Genomic DNA, 18,030 nt, shown 5'->3' with positions numbered 1-18,030 from the left:
AGTATCTAGGACTGCACAGGCAACCCGGCAAAAGCTTCATGCAACAATTCAAATGAGCGCACACGCTTGCCGATATCCCGTATTCCTGTCGTTACGATCAGCTCATCCGCCTGATACTTCGCTTGTATTTCCGTCAGCGCAACATAGATTTCGTCTTTATTTCCTTTGTTAATTTGTGCTTGTGTAACTTCAATGGTATATTCTTCACCCGATTGCTTACCGAATTCCTCTGCACTTTCCAGCGCACCCACCGTAGCCGTTTTGCCACTGGCCAGGTGAATCTTGTACAGCTTCTGCTCACCTGCCAACTCCGCTGCTTCCTCGGAAGTATCTGCCACAATAACCGATAGCGCAAAAAGTGCCTTCGGCTCACGCCCATAACTGTAATCGAAAGACTCCCGATACGTACGGAATGAATCCAGTGCAACCTGCTCACTACTATTAATAAACTGCGAAAAAACATAGGGCAACCCCAAACGCGCAGCAATTCCAGCACTGTCTGTACTTGTACCCAAAACATAAATCTCTGCCGGGGTTTCTGGAATCGGATTCGCCTGTAATCCGGCTAGCGGTCCTTCTTCAGGCGGGATATTATGAATATAGCGACTTACTTCATCAATTTTCTCTTCGAGAGAAGGCGCATCATGCACGTTGCGTTGTAACGCCTGTGTAGATTTCTGCAACCCGCCTGGCGCACGTCCGATGCCCAAATCTACACGCCCCGGTGCAAGAGAAGCTAGCACATTAAAGTTTTCAGCCACTTTATATGGGCTGTAATGCTGAAGCATCACCCCACCAGACCCGATTGTAATACGCTCGGTGCGTGCCAACAAATGGGAAATGAGTACCTCTGGCGATGAGCCAGCAACCTGCTCGGAATCATGATGCTCTGATACCCAAAAGCGCGTGAATCCCAATTCTTCTACACGCTGCGCCAGCTTAATCGTGTTACGAAGGGCCTGTGCCGCCGTTTCACCCTCGTGTATAGGGCTTTGATCCAATACTCCGATTTTAATGCTCATGTCTCCCTCTCCCGTCTAAATGGAATAGTTATATTCTGGTGTAATTCGTTTTAGGAATTGCTGGGTACGCTCCTCTTTGGGATGATTAAAAATAGCGTCCGGTGTGCCTTCCTCGATAATATGACCGCCATCCATAAATACCACATGATTAGAAACATCACGCGCAAAGCCCATTTCATGTGTCACGACAATCATGGTTATGCCTTCCTTCGCAATCTTACGGATCACCGACAGCACCTCACCCACCAGTTCAGGGTCCAGCGCCGAAGTCGGCTCATCAAATAAAATCACCTCCGGGTTCAGCGCTAAAGCACGCGCTATGCCGACACGCTGCTGCTGCCCACCGGATAGCTGGCTCGGATAATGATTCAGTTTTTCGCCGAGACCCACCTTTTCTAGCACTTCAATACTGATTTTTTTGGCTTCCTCCTGCTTAACCTTGCGGACAACCACAAGTCCCTCCATAACATTTTCGAGCACGGTTTTATGCTTGAACAAATGATATTGCTGGAAGACCATAGCCGTCTTTTTACGCAAGGCCAAAATATCCTTCTTCGCAGGTCGCTTGCAGTTCACGGTAAAATCGCCAATGCTGACTTCTCCGTCATTCGGCTTTTCCAGATAATTAATGCAGCGTAGCAAGGTCGTTTTTCCTGAACCGCTTGGTCCTAAAATAACGACGACCTCACCTTTATTCACGGTCAAATCAATGCCTTTGAGCACCTCATGTTTGCCGAACGACTTTGTAATATTTTGCAGACGGATCATGATGCTCGACCTCCATTAAACACATTGATTTTTTTCTCCACCAAGCCGGATATTCGCTCAATCAATACCGTCAAGCCCCAAAATAGCAGTGCTGCCGCAATATACACCTCTAAATATTTCCAGTTGGTAGATGCCAGAATTTCAGCCTGTGCCTGGATTTCTGTGACCGAAACCGTGAAGGCCAAGGTAGAGCCATGCAGCATCCCAATAACAGAATTCGTCAGGTTCGGCAAACTCACCACGAACGCCTGCGGAAATACGATGCGTCTCAATACTTGCCATGTCGTCATACCGACCGCATAAGCCGCCTCAATCTGCCCCTTGTTGACCGACTGGATTCCGGAACGGACGACCTCAGACATATAAGCGCCACTGGTAATGGAAAACGAAATGAGTGCAAATACCATATAAGGTACGTCTTTGGATTGCAGTGACCATCCGAAATGCTTCGCTCCTGCGTCAATCAACAAGGGCAAACTGAAATAAATAAGCAGCAGATGCATCAGCATCGGTGTACCTCGGATAAAAGTAACGTAACTGTGAGAGATTTGCGACAGCACAGGAACGTTATAAATTCGCGCCAACGCCGTTATAATCCCGATGATCAACCCTGCCAGTACGGAAACCACTGTAATGATTAAAGTGTTGGGCAGCGCAGAAAACAATCCTAAAAAGGCGGTGTATACAAATCCAAAGTCCAGACTCATATGCCTTTACCTCCTTTACTCAGACGAGGGCTTCTCAGGTGACGCACCACAAAACCTTTTCGTTTTGCAGGCTCTTTCTGTACTGAATCTCTATGCTCATGCCGGAGAAGCGTATTTTCCAGCACCCTGAATAATTTTTGTACAATCAGACTGATCACCAGATAGATAAGGGACAACGCAATATACGTTTCCACAAAATGCTGGGTAGCCGAGCCTAATGTTTGCGATTTCCCTGTCATCTCCATCGCACCGATGGTAAACGCCAGCGAAGTATCCTTCAGATTGCCAATGACCAGATTGGAAAATACAGGAACAACCACAGCCAGCGCTTGCGGCAAGATGATACGTGTAAAAGTCTGATAGCCTGACATGCCGACGGACTGTGCAGCCTCGATTTGTCCCCGATCTACAGCTCCTACACCAGACCTGATAATTTCAGAAATAAAGGCTCCACTGTTGAGCGCATAGGTCGCTACAGCAAACCACAGCACATCCCATCTGGAGGAATTGATATCCACCAGCTTTAGTAACTCTGGCAGGCCGTAATACACCAGAAACAATTGAATTAGAATAGGGGTTCCACGGAAAAAGGAAACATACACCTGAGAAACACGTTTGAGAAATGGAATGTTATACATGCGAGGCAGCGCAACCAACAGACCAATGATCAGTCCCAACACAAGCGAGCTTGCTACAATAAACAAAGTAATGTGCAAATAGGACAGCATTTTCGGGATAAAGCTAAAAACATAATCAATATTAAACTCTCTGCTCATATGCCTGCCTCCTTTCTATACATCAGCGGTCAGAATACATAAAGTACCCTGACCGCTGAAATGTCCAAGTCTGTCCTTACTTCTTACTGCTGGAACCTTCTTTTTTCACATCCTCCAGGGACTTCGTAAAGTCCTCTCCAAGCCATTTAATGCTCAGCTTCGACAGCGTACCGTCGTCCTTCACTTCCTGAATGGCTTTGTCCAGGTCATCCGCCAATCCTTGCTCATTTTTGTTCAGTACATACAGCACATCCGATTGAGTCAAAGGATCACCGACGGTTTTCAGAGCTACTTCTCCTTTTTCATCGGTGTTAAAACGATTCGCAAAGTCTGTCGTAATGGTCGCATCTATACGGCCGCTCGTAATTTGTTGCACTGTATCATTGGCTGCACCACTCGTATACACGATATTCAGAGCATCCCCGTGGGTTTTGTTATACTCTTTCAGCACATACGCCGCATTACTGGTTGGACTGGTGAGTACCTTTTTCCCTTTCAAATCATCAATGGAATGAATGCTATTATTATCCTTCGCTACAGCCACTCTGTTTAGAAAAATGCTATACGGATTTTTGTTGAACAGATACTTGGCTTCGCGTTCCGGGTTTTTTTCCATTTGATGCGATATCAGATCAATCTTGCCAGCATCGAGACTGAGCAACAAATTTCCAAAGTCCATCGTTTTGAATTCAAACTCGTATTGAGGCAGGCGCTTGTCCAGCTCCTTAATCAGCTCCACATCAAAGCCTGTTAAATTTCCGTTTTCGTCAATAAAGCATACATTTTTAAATTGAGTACCTGTGCCTACGATAATTTTCTTCACGTCTCCGCTTGAACCTGACGCACTAGACGTGTCATCTGAGGAACCGCAGCCTGCCAACACCAGAATGATTGCCATAACAGACAATATTGCAAACCACTTTTTCATATGAATCCCCCTCATCTCTTTGCATATCAGCAGTTTGCGACATACATGGTAGCTATAACATTTGATATTTTACAATTCCTATAAACTTAATTGGTTTTAGGATGTGATTAATTTAACACCTGGAATTCAATACGTCAATGCAACAACCTATAGAACTTTTCTATAACAAAACAGCCTCCCGGAAGCCTTCTGTCAGTGCATCTGCAAAATCCGAGGTCACTGCGCAGTCTTCTTTGGTCGCAATTATGCTAATCTGCATAGAAATCCCAGCCACCTCCGGAACATGAATACGGAACAGCTTCTGATCCTTCACTTCACGGTTCACACAGACATCCGGTAAAAAGGCAATGCCCGCCTCTTGCAATACCAGCTTTTTGGCCGTGACCACATTGTCTACCTGAAAAGCTATTTCCGTTGGCTGCTCCAGTGATTCAAAAGATCGATGAATCCTCATCCAATCTAATGATCCGCATTCAAAAAACACCAGTGTTTCACGTTGGATATCCTGTATGCTAGCCTTACCTGTCTTCGTAAACGGGTGGCCTTCATATACATACAGGGAAATCGGGTCTTCATAAAAGGCAAGCGTGCGAATAGCGGGATGCATCACTTTACGGACAAAACTAATGTCTACCTCACGGTTCAACAGCTTATGTACCAGTTGATCCGTCGTAGCCGTCACAATTTTGTAGTTGATTTCCGGATACCGAGCACGAAGCTTATTTAATATTTCAGGAATAATGTAGTTCGACACCGATATCGTGCAGCCGATTCGAATTTGCTGAGGGGCTTTCTTGCGCTGTTGTAGCTTTTGCTTCCCTTTTTGCAGCACTTGGAGCATCTGCTCCGCATAAGGAAGGAATTTTCGTCCATCCTCCGTCAGAATCGTTTGTTTGCTTCGGCGGTCGAATAATTTACACTCAAGCTCGCGTTCCAGCGTCTGAATCCGGGCTGTGACAGAGGGCTGTGACAAGAACAACGCTTCTGCCGCCTTATTAAAACTTCCATAATGATTCACGTATACAAAGGCTTCCATATTCTCGATATTCATACGCAAGTCCCCCAGTAAGTTTTATATACATTTATCCAATGAGTTAACTTGGTTTTTTGTATCATAAAACTCACTGAACGACCTGTCAATGGAAATATTGAAAATATCTATAACTTTAATAGCTCATTCAGTTCTTTAACAGAACGTTCCAATCGTACAACCAACTCTTCGGACAATCCATATGCTCCACCCGGCAGACGTTCGACCCACTGATCCACCGCATAAACTCCACCAAGAATGTGTCTTCCCCCCAGTGCATTGAGCACCGGCTTCAAGGCATAGTCAATAACCAGCAGATGGGCCAGTGTACCACCGATAAATAAAGGCAAGACAGGTTTCCCTCTCAGACCCTCCTGCGGAACCAGATCCAGAAATATTTTCAATAGCCCTGAATAGGCGGCTTTATATACTGGCGAAGCCACAATGACGGTATCTGCGTCTGCAAGCAACGCAAGCGATGCTGTGACGTCCGGACTATTAAAGTTGGCTTTGATCAAATCCTCAGCAGGCAGGTCGACCACATTCAGTAATGTAACCTCTGCTCCAGCCTCCCGCAACTGCTCAGTTGCATAGTGAATCAAGCCGTACAAACGGGATTGTGTAGATGGACTGCCTGATAGGACGACAACCTTGGACATCTCATTCCCTCCTTCTGTTATGCGTCAACTTTCACTTTGGATCTGGCTGCTGTATAACGATTCTCAGGAATCGGCACGCCCAGGTTTTCACGCAGTGTGCTAAATTCATAATCCTGACGGTAAATGCCACGCTCCTGCAAAATAGGCACAACCAGATTTACGAAATCATGTAGGCCCGTTGGCACATCGGAACCGATAATGAATCCGTCTGCGCCTTTGCTTTCAAACCACTCTTGCACTCGATCCGCCACCTGCTCAGCAGTTCCAATAAAAGAGGTTCTCGGCGTTGCTGAACGCAATGCAACCTCACGCAGGGTCAAATTCTGCTCTTTGGCTGTTCGTTTGATTTTATCTGTACCACTGCGGAATGAATTACTGCCAATACCCTCAAGCTCAGGGAATGGCTCATCCAGCGGATATTGTGAGAAATCATGATGATCGAAGAAACGCCCCAAATATTTTAACGCAGCCTCGATCGTGACTAGATTGGTAATCTCCTCATACTTGCGTTCCGCTTCCTCTGGCGTACTGCCAATAATCGGCGAAATGCCTGGCAAAATGACAATATCCTCTTCTGATCTGCCATAGCGCACCGCACGTTCCTTCACATCACGGTAAAACTGCTGTGCTTCCTCCAATGTTTCATGTCCTGTAAATACAGCATCCGCTTCCTTAGCAGCCAGGTTTTTGCCATCTTCTGAGGAACCCGCCTGGAAAATAACCGGCTGTCCCTGCTTGGATCGTCCAATGTTCAGCGGACCCTGCACAGAGAAAAACTCACCTTTGTGGTTCAGTGTATGCAGCTTGTCGGGATCAAAGAATACGCCGGCTTCCTTATCACGAACGAACGCATCCTCTTCCCACGAGTCCCACAGTCCTTTGGTCACCTGCAAATATTCATCGGCAATTTTATAGCGCTGTGGATGCGATGGATGCTCACCTTTGTTAAAGTTAAGAGCAGAACCTTCCAGCGGGGAAGTCACCACATTCCAGCCTGCACGACCTCCGCTAATATGATCAATGGAAGAAAACTGGCGTGCTACCGTGAACGGTTCGCTATAGGAAGTCGACAATGTGCCGACCAGCCCAATATGCTTCGTCACCCCAGCCAAAGCTGACAAAATTGTAATTGGCTCAAAGCGGTTCAGAAAGTGAGGAATGGATTTTTCGTTAATAAACAAACCGTCTGCGATAAATACGAGATCAAACTTCCCTTCCTCTGCCTTTTGCGCCTGCGTTTTATAAAATTCAAAATTAACACTTGCATCCGCAGGTACATCAGGGTGGCGCCAGGTCGTCATGCTTCCCCCAACACCGTGAATTATCGCACCCAATTTAATCTGTCTATTCTTAGCCATGACTCTTCCACCTCTCTTGAATATAATTGTTATACCGCTTGATTATAACTTTCCAGCACTTTACCCAGCTCTTCCAGATCCGGGTTAAGAAGTGCTTCATATTTGGTATCTCCACCTATCTCTACGACAGGAACATAACGAATCCCATATTTGGTCTCCAACACATCACGCAGTGCATCATTTCCGTCCACCTGGATATTTTCATACGGCTGATTTTGGGATTCCAGGTACGATTTGATCTCTCCACAAAAATGACAGCCGGTTTTGCTCCACACTACAACTTTAGGTTTGGATGACATATACATACCTCCGTGAGTTTAATCTTATAATCCCGATGAATTAAATATGAATTATATCTATAATGTATCCTGCTCCCTCTTTTCCGTCAATCGCTTGTGTAATAGACAATGGTAATTGAACGATAGAAAATTTTAATTTTATATTGTATTTAATCGGTTTGGTGACAGCCTGTATATTTAAATTTAGATAAATTGGAGTTTAAATGGGACTTGGCGCGGACATCCTTGGAATAGTAGCGCCCTTGTGGCGAAATGAAATGAGGTTGAACAAATGCAGGAATGGACCATTGTAGCTTTACGTACGTTATTAGCCATCGTTATTCTTTTTGTGATTACCAAGATTCTCGGAAAACGTCAGGTATCACAGCTTTCCTTGTTCGAATATATAACCGGAATCACCATCGGTAACTTGGCTGCTTCTATACCTTTGGAACGCGAATCCTCCTGGTACTTGGGTACCGTATCGTTAGCCGTATGGGTACTGACAACACTTTGCATTGAATTTTTGCAAATTAAAAGCAAGAAAGTCAGGGATTTATCAGATGGAAAGACGACAGTTCTAATCAAAGACGGCAAAATTTTAGAGGATAATCTGAGAAAGGAACGACTTACCCTAGATGAATTGATGGAGCAGCTACGAAGTAAGAATGTGTTCAAAGTAGCTGATGTAGAATTTGCTCTTATGGAAACTAGTGGCGAAGTCAATGTGCTGTTAACCAAAGACAAGCAGCCTGTGACGCTTAAGGATCTGAATATGCTGCAATTACCGGAGAAGGAACCCACAGCTGTCATTATGGACGGACAACTCATGGAACAACAAATGGCATATATGGGGATTACTCAGCAATGGCTGGATGCCAAGCTAAAGGAAAAGAGTTTGACGGTCAAAGATGTGTTTTTTGCCCAGGTGGACACGCAAGGAGAACTATATATTGACCAATATAGTGATAATGTACAACAGTCCAAGGTACAAGACTCTAATCAAGCTGTACTGACTCTTTTGGAACAATGCACTACAGAACTGCAAAAGCTAGCATCTGGTTCCAGTGAGCAGCAAAGAAAACAGCTATACGAGCAATGCTCACAAAGTTTGAAAGAAGCTATTCAAGAGATGAAACCGATAAATACATCTAATTCCTGACACATACGAATGGCTCGTAAGAATAAACTCCAGAAACACCCCTGCTTTCTATCAAATTTGCTGAAATAAACATAGCGACGCAAAGGTTCTGATGTTCGAAGAAAATAAAGTTGTAGACTGGAGTTGCTGATTTTTACGCGATTGTCCACTTCAAAGGTCGTCAGCTTTTGAGAAATATGTTTTAGACTGACCGACAAATGCAACAGCGGCAGATAAGGACGCGAAAATAAAATCCTAGACTGGCCGCTGTTGTGGTCAACATTCAACTTTCGTGTCCCGTTAGTCTAATAACTCTGCAGTTTGTAAGAAAGCGTCCAGCCGCTCCTTTTGAAGAAGATGATGACGGTAATGCATCTCCACCATCATGAACCATTCGACCGCGTTTAACGCGCCGAAGGCTACGGCCGGATGAGTCGCCTTTCGCTGCAGCCGCTCTGGGTCTATGTTCTGTAGCGACGCCCCAATCTCATGCATGCGGCGCCTTGCTTCCTCCAGCTTGGCGGCAAGCTGCTCCTTGCTCTCTGGCTGAGGAGGCGTATGTTGCAAGTCGGCAGGTACCTGAATGCGAACCGGTGGGAAGCTCCCTTGCTCAAACACAGCATGACCGGCCTCCGTCTTCCCGCCGCCCTCCTCGCTGCCGCCACCGAGCGCCATGCACTGCTCCGCAAGACGGAGCTGCAAGTTCAGCGTGGAATGGGGCAGATGCAGGTACATTTGCCCAAGCGACCATTCGTTCTCGCTTGGCTTGCGACACAGCTCCGCCAGACTATACTTGTCCAGCTCCCGAACATAATGCTTCGAAATCTCGTCGAACCTTACCAAAATATCCTTAACCCCTATGTTCTTGTTCATCAAGATCATCTCCTCGAATACTGAATTACTCTCATCATATGAGAGGGCTCAAGAATAAAGCATATTTGTAGCTTATATCTTTTATACTTTATTTTCCAGTCTAAAACTATATTTTCTAATTGCACCGGCCGCCGTCGCCAGTGCGCCAGTCTATAACTTTATTGATCTCAGTCTTGTTCTTTATTGTTTAGTCTAAAACATTATTATTCGCTAACATCTGACTCTTTCCTAAACGTCATACACTTAGCCAATGGATTTGGAAAATGAAAAATCAAGAAGACGTTTCCAGATGTACCAGAAACGTCTTCTTGATTTTTTTACAGATTAATATGACCCAACAAGGTAAGGAGTCCCATATTTCTTCTTAAATCATTCTCCCAAATGAACTCGTAAGCTGTTGTTTAGTAGTACCAGCCATGCTGTAGGTAATTATACCGAGCGCTTGTAGTCTAAACCCACCATTGTATAAATCATGATGAACTTCTTTCGCCTGTGTCGAACCTATATCAACGCTTGCATAACCAGTGTCAGCAATAGCCCGGTTAATCACCACTATTTCCGCTCATTTCATGGTTGCTGTTCCCCTTTACTGTTTCCTCTTGCAGAGGCAGCAATACTGTAAACGTCGTTCCTTCTCCCACCTTGCTGGACACCGAAATAGAGCCGCTATGCATCTGCGTTATTTTATGGGCGATGGAAAGTCCCAAGCCGCTGCCTCCTGCAGTTCGGGTCCGTGACTTGTCTGCTTTATAAAATCGTTCGAAAATGCGCTGCTGATCCTGTTCGTCGATACCCGGCCCCGTATCAGTAATGCAGACAGTTGCCTGATCACCATGAGATGAAAGAGAAACAGATATGCTTCCACCCTGTGGGGTAAATTTAATAGCATTGTGAAGGAGATTCACCCACACTTGGCCCATTAGATCCTCGTCCGCGTTGACCTCAACGATATGGGTGTCCACAATCATGTCAATTTGTTTAGCCTCCCATTGCGGTTCGCAGGCGAGAATTAGCGATATCAGTTGCTTGTCCAGCCGATAAGAGGATGGATGAAACGGACGCCGCTCCGAATCCAGCACCGCCAGCTTCATGAGATTATCACTTAGCTTGGACAGACGAATACACTCCGTCTCGATAATCGTCAAATATCGGTCCCGCTGCTCCCGATTCAGATTATCGTCCTTGAGCGCCTTAGCAAAACCAATGATCGAGGTCAGGGGCGAGCCAATTTCATGAGATACGTTTGAAATAAACGCCTCCCTCAGTTCCTCCATAGCCTTCAGATTTGCCGCCATATCATTAATGCTGTCCACCAGTTGTACATAAGGATGTGTCCTATCATGATTTCCGTTTCTCGTGCCAAAGTTCCATCCCAGGTTTATGTGAAAATCCCCTTCTGAAATTCGTTTTAAAGCATCGATCATTTCGGTAAAAAAATGCTGTTCCCTAGGCTGGATAAAGCGTCTTACAGTCATGCTGATTATACCGAAGAAGAAAAAGCCAAGTGTCGCATTAATAAGATATACGAGCAATTCATGCGGAGTCCATAACAAGCGTGAATAGATCGCCGCCGTAATAAAATACGCAGCAGTCCAGCTAAGATACAGCACCAATAACACGAGCATGAGTCTTGCAAGGATACGGAGGAACCCCGGTTCCCGCTTCATTGCCTTACCTCCAGCCGGTAACCCAATCCCCGGATCGTACGGATCGCAAAGGAATGGGTTGCCTCCGGAAATCGTTCCCGAAGGCGCTTGATATGCACATCAACCGTTCTTTCGTCTCCCTCATAATCATAACCCCAAATCTGCTCGATCAAATGGTCGCGTGTAAAGGTTTTGCCAGGATAGCTGGCCAGCTTGAAGAGCAACTCAAATTCCTTGCGTGGCAGGGTAATTTCCTGCTCTCCAGCCAGACACTCAAATGTATCGCTACGCAGGACAAGATCTCCGACAGTCACCGATTTTGAAGTCATGATTCGATAGCGTTTTAGTAGAGCCTTGACGCGCGCGACAAGCACCATAGGATCAAAGGGCTTAACAAGATAGTCATCCGTTCCGAGTGCGAAGCCTTTTACAATCTGTGACGTCTCGCCTTTGGCTGTAAGCATAAGCAGCGGCAGGTCAGTCTGCTCGCGGAGCTTACGGCATAACTCCCAGCCATCCATCCCTGGCATCATGATATCGAGGACAAGCAAATCGACCTTAGTTTTATCAAACAAGCGCATCGCGTCCAAGCCATCCACCGCCTCTACGACCTCCAGACCTTCCAGTCTCAGAAAGTGTCTGACCAGTTCACGAATATGCGGGTCATCATCGACGACTAATACACGTGTCATTTTCCCCCTCCTAACTACGAGCTAACTCTGCCTTAAATCTCTCATCCTCGTCAAGAGGTTGCCATCCTATGCTTTACGCATGTAAGCACGCACCGTAAGCGGTGCGAAGATCGCCACAATAACTGCAGCCCCAAGGAGGGAGATCGCCAGTTCCACGCCTATCATTCCCGTATTCGCAAGCTCTCTAACCGCGTTCACAAGATGTGTAATCGGGTTGATATTCACAAACCACTGCAACCAGCCAGGCATGGTGTCCACAGGTACAAATGCGTTGGAAATAAAAGTGAGCGGAAACAGAACAATCATGGAAATACCCTGTACACTTGAAGCCGTGCGGGCAATCACGCCAAAGAAGGCGAATATCCAGCTGACTGCCCAGGAACACACGATGACCAGAAGTGCGGCGGTCGCAACACTCAACAGTCCTCCCCCTGGTTGATATCCCAAAATATACCCCATAGCAAAGGTAAGTACAGTCGCAATAGTATAACGAAGACTGTCGGCCAGCAGAGCCCCAGCCAAGGGAGCAATACGTGCGATCGGGAGTGATTTGAACCTGTCGAACACTCCCTTGTCCATATCCTCACGCAGTTGGACACCGGTGACGACGGAGGTCGAGATGACAGTTTGCACGAGGATGCCTGGAATGATGACCGGTAGATAATGCTGCACGTCCCCTGAGATAGCACCGCCAAAGATATAGGTAAACATAAGGGTGAAAATAATCGGCTGGAGCGTGACATCAAACAACTGCTCAGGAGTATGCCTGATCTTCAGAATGCCCCGGTAAGCCATCGTCATAGAGTTGGCGAATGCCTGTCTGAAACTCACAGACTTTTTCAAGGTGCGATCAGAACCTGTCATAGCAGTAGCGTTCTTCATGCTCTCACCCCCTCTATAGCAGGTACTTCTTGAACCCTCTGCTTCTCATTTACTTGTACGCCTTGGCCAGTGATAGACAGAAACACCTCGTCAAGCGTTGGCTTTTGCACACTCATCTCTGCCAGCTGAATTTCTCCGCTACGGAGAGCGATCAGCAGATCCGTCACCCGATCGGCATTAGCCATCGGAGAAATAATTTTTCCAGCTTCCATCGACACGCTGGACTTGACTGAAAGCACTTGCTCTACGATTCGAGCAGCCCTCTCGATATCCTGTTGATTTTGCACGCTGAGTTGCAGAGTTGACGCCCCCACTGCCGATTTCAGTTCGTCCACCGTCCCCTCAGCGACTACCCGACCATGGTCGATCACCGCGATTCGATCAGCAAGCTGATCCGCCTCATCAAGATACTGGGTCGTGAGCAATACGGTGGAACCCGTCTTGACCAGACGCCGGATCGTGTCCCACATCTGAACACGCGTGCGCGGGTCCAGCCCGGTAGTCGGCTCATCCAGAAAGATTAATGGCGGCTTGGCAATAAGACTTGCGGCCAAATCCAGTCGGCGGCGCATGCCTCCGGAGAAATGCTTTAACGGTCGTTTGGCTGCTTCAGACAAGCCAAATTCTTCTAGCAGCTCTGCTGCCTTGTGACGCGCCTCGGCACGTCCCAGTCCGAGCAGCCTGGAGAAAATAATCAGATTCTCGGTAGCACTAAGCGACTCATCGACCGATGCGTACTGACCTGTTACGCCAATTAATTGACGAACAACCTGCGGTTCCTTTACTGCATCGTGTCCAAAAATGTGCGCCGATCCCCCATCAGGCCGCAATAACGTTGACAACATTCGGATGGTCGTCGTCTTACCTGCCCCATTGGGACCAAGCACTCCGTAGATCGTGCCGGCACGCACATTCAGATCGACACCACTTACCGCATACTTATCACCAAAAATTTTAACGAGTCCCCTTGCTTCAATGGCCAGGGTTTCTTTTTTGTCTGTATAATCCACTTTTATTTCCTCCCTACAACGATTTCTATAGAGAGAATAATCCACTTTTATGAACTGAAAATGAACAGAACCATTTACTTAATTATTTACACTGTAAAAAAATAATCTCGTTCTACCTTGCTCACTCTTAAACCGAATGTTTTATACCACTCGGATTTCCCTTTCTCCTGTGCTACCTTGTGCAGCTCGTTATGCTTCCAATGTTTTATAGCGTCCAAGGACTCCCAATAAGACACGGTGATGCCTACTCCATTTTGGTCACGAACACTTTCCACACCTAAAAAGCCAGGCTGCTTGGCAGCCAGTTCCACCATTTTATCCCCCATCTCTCCGTATCCGCCATCCCCTTCCGTACGTTCAGAAGTGAAAATAGCTGCATAATAAGGGGGCTGTGGTGTTTTTGCAATTGAACTCATAGGTACCTCCCAGAAATGAATGGTTAATCAGCATTTTTCTCAAGTTCGATTATAACCATAAAGCTGAGATAAAAAAAATGAATATATATGATACTATGTATGAATATATTTCATTCTATGTTGGAGGATACATGAATTTGTTTAAATATAAGGTTTTTCTTAGCGTAATAGAAGCAGGAAGCTTTACCAAAGCAGAAGAACTTCTCAATCTTACACAATCCGCTATTAGCCATGCCGTTTCCGCTTTGGAGCATGAATTGGGCCTGACTCTTTTAATTAGAGGACGTTCAGGCATCCAATTGACCAGCAACGGTGAACGTCTGATGAAGCATTTCAGAGAAATCATACAAATGAATGAAAAGCTGTATCAAGAGGTCGCCCTCATCAAGGGACTGGAAACCGGAACTGTAAAGATAGGTACATTCTCAAGTGTATCCATCCATTGGTTACCTGGGATCATCCAAAAGTTTAACGAGCAGTTCCCACTTATTGAACTAAAATTGCTCGACGGGAACTACCATGACATTGAGCATTGGATAGCCAGCGGAGAAGCCGATTTTGGCTTCGTTAATCTGCCTACTCTTGATGGACTGGAAGTATTACCGTTAAAAAAAGAAAAAATGCTATGCATACTTCCATCTAATCATGTGCTTCGGGAGCAAACAAGCATACGTGTGGATCAGCTTCTCCATGAACCCTTCATTATGCCAGCTTCAGGCTGTGATACAGATGTACAGAGAATTTTTTCCCAGCACAAGCTTGTTCCGAAAATCAAATATGAATTAGAAGATGATCATGCCATTATGGCTATGGTGCAAAATGGCCTGGGTGTAAGTATCCTTCCCGAAATGATTTTAGTTCAAAACTCTTATGAAATTTGTATTCGGCCCTTGGATGGACCATATTTCCGCTCCGTTGGTATCGCTACTGCCTCCTTAAAGAACATGACCCCAGCCGCCAAAAAGTGTATGGACTTTATTACTGAATGGATCAACTAGCTTCTTCCTGTTGGCCAAGGCAACGGATTCTCAAAGCTGGACCAGTCCATTTTCATTTCGCTATCGTTCAGTAGACATTCATCTAGCTCTTCTTCCAAGTTCAGCCGATTCATTCCGATACCGATCATAACGATTTCGTTCAGGCGGTCGCCCCATTGCTCATCCCAATGGTCCAGAACCTCAGGGTTAGCCGCGACGATTTCCTGCTGTTCTTCTTCTGGCAACGCCGCAAGCCAGCTTCCCGCTGGACCAAATTGAATAGATGGCCCTGCCTGGCTGATACTCGCTGCCCAATCCTGGGGGGCTGCAATCCAGGCCAAACCCTTGGCGCGAACGATTTCCTCCGGCCAGTAGCTCATAAATTCTGCCAATCTTCCAGGATGAAACGGTCTTCTACGGCGATAAACAAAGGAGTTAATTCCATACTCGTCCGTCTCCGGTGTGTGGCTTTCCAGCTCCAGTTCGCGAATCCATCCAGCGGATTGACTAGCTTTGTCAAAGTTGAACAGCCCCGTATTTAAAATGTCCGAAGGCGTAACCTTTCCCTTGGAGGTGCGAATGATTTGGGCTTCAGGCTGTAATCTCCGCAGCACACCCTCCAGCTTGTCCAGCTCTGCGGTCTGAACCAGATCGCACTTATTCAAAATCAACACATCACAAGTTTCAATCTGGTCAATCAGCAAGTCCGAGATATCACGTGTGTCATCTTCTCCAGTAGCCTGCTTGCGATCCAGCAGCGTTTCTCCTGATTCAAAGTCATGCCAGAAACGGTTCGCATCGACTACTGTCACCATACAATCGAGTTTTGCCAGCGAAGCTAAATCAATGCCCGTTTCTTCATCGGCGTATGTAAAGGTTTGAGCGATGGGTACGGGTTCACTGATGCCTGTAGATTCGATTAATATATAATCAAACTCACCTTGTTCTGCTAGCTTCTTGACCTCAAGCAATAGATCTTCACGCAATGTGCAGCAAATACAACCATTAGACAGCTCGACCAGTTTTTCTTCTGTTCTGGACAATCCGCCCTCTTTTTTAACCAGCTCGGCATCTATATTCACTTCACTCATGTCATTGACAATGACTGCTACTTTCATTCCGTCTCGATTGTTTAATACATGATTCAATATCGTCGTTTTTCCTGCACCCAAATACCCGCTCAACACGGTTACCGGGATTGGTTTCTTATTCATTGCTGGTGCACTCCCTTTAATATTGGTTTGTTGATATATTTAATCGTAATTATTACTATTAAATCAGCATTCAGAAATATACAGTATTCCTTTTGCTTTGTCAACTGTAAAGAATCTGTTGAAATGAATGATCTGAAGTAATTAATATGAGAAATAACGATACTTAAAGAATTAGGTAAATGAAATGCGCATATATGTTCTTGCCCTGGTCATTTGAGCTTAGAAAAAGACATCAAAAAAGCAGCAGATCATAGAAAAGGTTTCTGATCTGCTGCTTTTTGCCGATTTATTACCAATCTATATTACCAAGCATAGGCTTCTGGTGCAGGTTTTCCCGGACCCGGGAAAATCTCATCCAGCTTGGCAAGCACATCTTCGCTTAATTTAACCTCAGGTACCCGTAGCGCATCTTCTAATTGTTCTAATGTACGTGGTCCGATAATTGGAGCCGTCACGGCCGGATGAGATAGCACCCAAGCCAGGGCAATCACGTCTTCTTTTTCGCCCAGCTCGCGGGACAACGCTGCAAATTGCTCCAGCTTGGCACGATTCTGCTCTACCTTTTCCTTGGCACGTGCACTGCGGGAACCTGTACCTGCTAACGCATTACGTCCTAGTAATCCGCCCGCCAACGGGCTCCATGGAATTACACCCAGACCCAGCTCTTGAGCTGCCGGTAATACTTCAAGCTCAGCCGAACGTTCGTTCAGGTTGTACAAATGCTGTTCAGATACCAGTCCCAGAAAACGCCGTGCCTTCGCTTCGGCCTGAGCCACCGCAATATGCCAACCTGCAAAATTACTGGAACCGATATAATCAACTTGTCCCCGATCCACCACAGACTCGAATACGCCCCACAATTCATCCCATGACACGTTGCGGTCTATGTGATGCATTTGATATAGCTCTACATGGTCCGTTTGCAGACGTTTCAGCGACGCATCCAAATGACGGCGAATTTTGTAGCCAGACAAGCCTGATCCTGCATTAGGTCCGTCATTTTCATTTTTCATGTCCCCGTATACCTTGGTTGCCAATACGACCTTCTCGCGTCTTCCACTACCCTGTTGGAACCATCGTCCGATAATTTCTTCTGTCCAGCCTTTACGGTCATGGCCATATACATTAGCCGTATCAAAGAAATTAATGCCCGCATCCAGCGCGGCATCCATAATTTTAAAAGCATCCTTTTCTTCAGTTTCCGGTCCGAAATTCATTGTACCCAGACATAACCGACTAACCTTCAAGCCTGACTTTCCTAAGTATGAATACTCCATACTATCTCCCGCCTTCGCTTAAGGATTTTTGAAAATTCCGAAAAATTGCCTAAAAAAAGACCAGACCCACTTCATTCACCAGAATAAGCCCCTTTGAAACAACCCAAAATGCATTTTAAAAGGTCGATAGCGCATACAAAAAGCCTCCGCACCATGCCGAAGCATTACATGCGGAGACCCGTCCCTACATACTACACGCCGAATGTTAAAAGAAGTGACTTTACGGCGGATGTCAGCGGAGAGAAAAATTTGAATCTGGAGAAGCGGAGCGTTCGCCTTTGCCACGGGATTCTAACCTTTTCCTAACCACTCCAAAGAATCCCGTGGCAACAGCGATCGTAAGATCAAATCTTTCGCGGAGCCGCTCACCTCAGCC

The 18,030-nt window shown here is 46.1% G+C and carries 19 protein-coding genes; 2 read left to right on the top strand and 17 right to left on the bottom strand.

Annotated features, from left to right (window positions below; all coding sequences use genetic code 11):
- Positions 1-5: 5 nt before the first annotated feature.
- The 9 genes from ACN6NF_RS10460 to ACN6NF_RS10420 all read right to left on the bottom strand — a co-directional run bounded on the left by ACN6NF_RS10460 (position 6) and on the right by ACN6NF_RS10420 (position 7,547).
- Positions 6-1,022 carry an LLM class flavin-dependent oxidoreductase gene (locus ACN6NF_RS10460; RefSeq protein ID WP_474317404.1) on the bottom strand — a complete coding sequence of 339 codons (1,017 nt, stop codon included), beginning with the start codon at positions 1,020-1,022 and terminating at the stop codon, positions 6-8.
- Positions 1,023-1,037: 15 nt separating this feature from the next.
- Positions 1,038-1,790 (bottom strand): amino acid ABC transporter ATP-binding protein, encoded by a 753-nt coding sequence (locus ACN6NF_RS10455; RefSeq protein WP_474317402.1) that lies wholly within the window; start codon positions 1,788-1,790, stop codon positions 1,038-1,040.
- The gene (locus ACN6NF_RS10450) at positions 1,787-2,497 is read right to left on the bottom strand and encodes an amino acid ABC transporter permease (RefSeq protein ID WP_474317400.1); all 711 of its coding nucleotides are present in this window, start codon (positions 2,495-2,497) and stop codon (positions 1,787-1,789) included. Before ACN6NF_RS10450 ends, ACN6NF_RS10455 begins: the two co-directional genes overlap by 4 nt.
- Positions 2,494-3,273 carry an amino acid ABC transporter permease gene (locus tag ACN6NF_RS10445; protein ID WP_474317399.1) on the bottom strand — a complete coding sequence of 260 codons (780 nt, stop codon included), beginning with the start codon at positions 3,271-3,273 and terminating at the stop codon, positions 2,494-2,496. The genes ACN6NF_RS10450 and ACN6NF_RS10445 overlap by 4 nt, the downstream gene beginning before the upstream one ends.
- Positions 3,274-3,349: 76 nt before the next feature.
- Positions 3,350-4,201, bottom strand: coding sequence for a transporter substrate-binding domain-containing protein (locus tag ACN6NF_RS10440; RefSeq protein ID WP_474317398.1), 852 nt, complete (start codon positions 4,199-4,201; stop codon positions 3,350-3,352).
- Between the two features lie 160 nt (positions 4,202-4,361).
- The gene (locus ACN6NF_RS10435; RefSeq protein ID WP_474317397.1) at positions 4,362-5,252 is read right to left on the bottom strand and encodes a LysR family transcriptional regulator; all 891 of its coding nucleotides are present in this window, start codon (positions 5,250-5,252) and stop codon (positions 4,362-4,364) included.
- A 107-nt stretch (positions 5,253-5,359) separates the two neighbouring features.
- Positions 5,360-5,890: an NADPH-dependent FMN reductase gene (gene ssuE, locus ACN6NF_RS10430; RefSeq protein ID WP_474317396.1), complete on the bottom strand. Its 531-nt coding sequence runs from the start codon at positions 5,888-5,890 to the stop codon at positions 5,360-5,362.
- 17 nt (positions 5,891-5,907) lie between these two features.
- A complete protein-coding gene (locus ACN6NF_RS10425) occupies positions 5,908-7,248 on the bottom strand; it encodes an LLM class flavin-dependent oxidoreductase (RefSeq protein WP_090887025.1) in 1,341 nt (446 codons plus the stop codon).
- Between the two features lie 29 nt (positions 7,249-7,277).
- A complete protein-coding gene (locus tag ACN6NF_RS10420) occupies positions 7,278-7,547 on the bottom strand; it encodes a glutaredoxin family protein (protein ID WP_090887028.1) in 270 nt (89 codons plus the stop codon).
- Positions 7,548-7,818: 271 nt separating this feature from the next.
- Here ACN6NF_RS10420 and ACN6NF_RS10415 point away from each other — a divergent pair, with 271 nt between their 5' ends.
- A complete protein-coding gene (locus ACN6NF_RS10415) occupies positions 7,819-8,688 on the top strand; it encodes a DUF421 domain-containing protein (protein ID WP_025679071.1) in 870 nt (289 codons plus the stop codon).
- A gap of 279 nt (positions 8,689-8,967) precedes the next feature.
- Here the strand turns inward: ACN6NF_RS10415 and ACN6NF_RS10410 are convergent, their stop codons facing one another.
- The 6 genes from ACN6NF_RS10410 to ACN6NF_RS10385 all read right to left on the bottom strand — a co-directional run bounded on the left by ACN6NF_RS10410 (position 8,968) and on the right by ACN6NF_RS10385 (position 14,186).
- A complete protein-coding gene (locus tag ACN6NF_RS10410; protein ID WP_474317393.1) occupies positions 8,968-9,540 on the bottom strand; it encodes a DinB family protein in 573 nt (190 codons plus the stop codon).
- A 542-nt stretch (positions 9,541-10,082) separates the two neighbouring features.
- Positions 10,083-11,207 (bottom strand): sensor histidine kinase, encoded by a 1,125-nt coding sequence (locus ACN6NF_RS10405; RefSeq protein WP_474317391.1) that lies wholly within the window; start codon positions 11,205-11,207, stop codon positions 10,083-10,085.
- Positions 11,204-11,878, bottom strand: coding sequence for a response regulator transcription factor (locus tag ACN6NF_RS10400; protein WP_090887038.1), 675 nt, complete (start codon positions 11,876-11,878; stop codon positions 11,204-11,206). The genes ACN6NF_RS10405 and ACN6NF_RS10400 overlap by 4 nt, the downstream gene beginning before the upstream one ends.
- Positions 11,879-11,944: 66 nt before the next feature.
- On the bottom strand, positions 11,945-12,760 hold the full coding sequence (locus tag ACN6NF_RS10395; RefSeq protein ID WP_031463385.1) for an ABC transporter permease: 816 nt from the start codon (positions 12,758-12,760) through the stop codon (positions 11,945-11,947).
- Positions 12,757-13,776, bottom strand: a complete 1,020-nt coding sequence (locus ACN6NF_RS10390; protein ID WP_474317574.1) for an ATP-binding cassette domain-containing protein — start codon at positions 13,774-13,776, stop codon at positions 12,757-12,759. Before ACN6NF_RS10390 ends, ACN6NF_RS10395 begins: the two co-directional genes overlap by 4 nt.
- Before the next feature lie 80 nt (positions 13,777-13,856).
- Entirely contained in the window at positions 13,857-14,186 is a 330-nt protein-coding gene (locus tag ACN6NF_RS10385; RefSeq protein WP_474317388.1) for an antibiotic biosynthesis monooxygenase family protein, read from the bottom strand.
- A 131-nt stretch (positions 14,187-14,317) separates the two neighbouring features.
- Between ACN6NF_RS10385 and ACN6NF_RS10380 the strand changes: the two genes are divergently transcribed.
- Positions 14,318-15,184 (top strand): LysR family transcriptional regulator, encoded by an 867-nt coding sequence (locus tag ACN6NF_RS10380; RefSeq protein ID WP_474317386.1) that lies wholly within the window; start codon positions 14,318-14,320, stop codon positions 15,182-15,184.
- Here ACN6NF_RS10380 and ACN6NF_RS10375 read toward each other — a convergent pair.
- Positions 15,181-16,377, bottom strand: a complete 1,197-nt coding sequence (locus tag ACN6NF_RS10375; RefSeq protein WP_474317385.1) for a GTP-binding protein — start codon at positions 16,375-16,377, stop codon at positions 15,181-15,183. The genes ACN6NF_RS10380 and ACN6NF_RS10375 overlap by 4 nt on opposite strands.
- Positions 16,378-16,679: 302 nt before the next feature.
- Positions 16,680-17,654 (bottom strand): aldo/keto reductase, encoded by a 975-nt coding sequence (locus ACN6NF_RS10370; RefSeq protein ID WP_474317383.1) that lies wholly within the window; start codon positions 17,652-17,654, stop codon positions 16,680-16,682.
- Between the last annotated feature and the right edge of the window lie 376 nt (positions 17,655-18,030).

Source organism: Paenibacillus sp. TSM33, from assembly GCF_056099025.1.
Note: the sequence above shows the minus strand (reverse complement) of the source record. Positions and strands in the feature narration are given on the sequence as shown.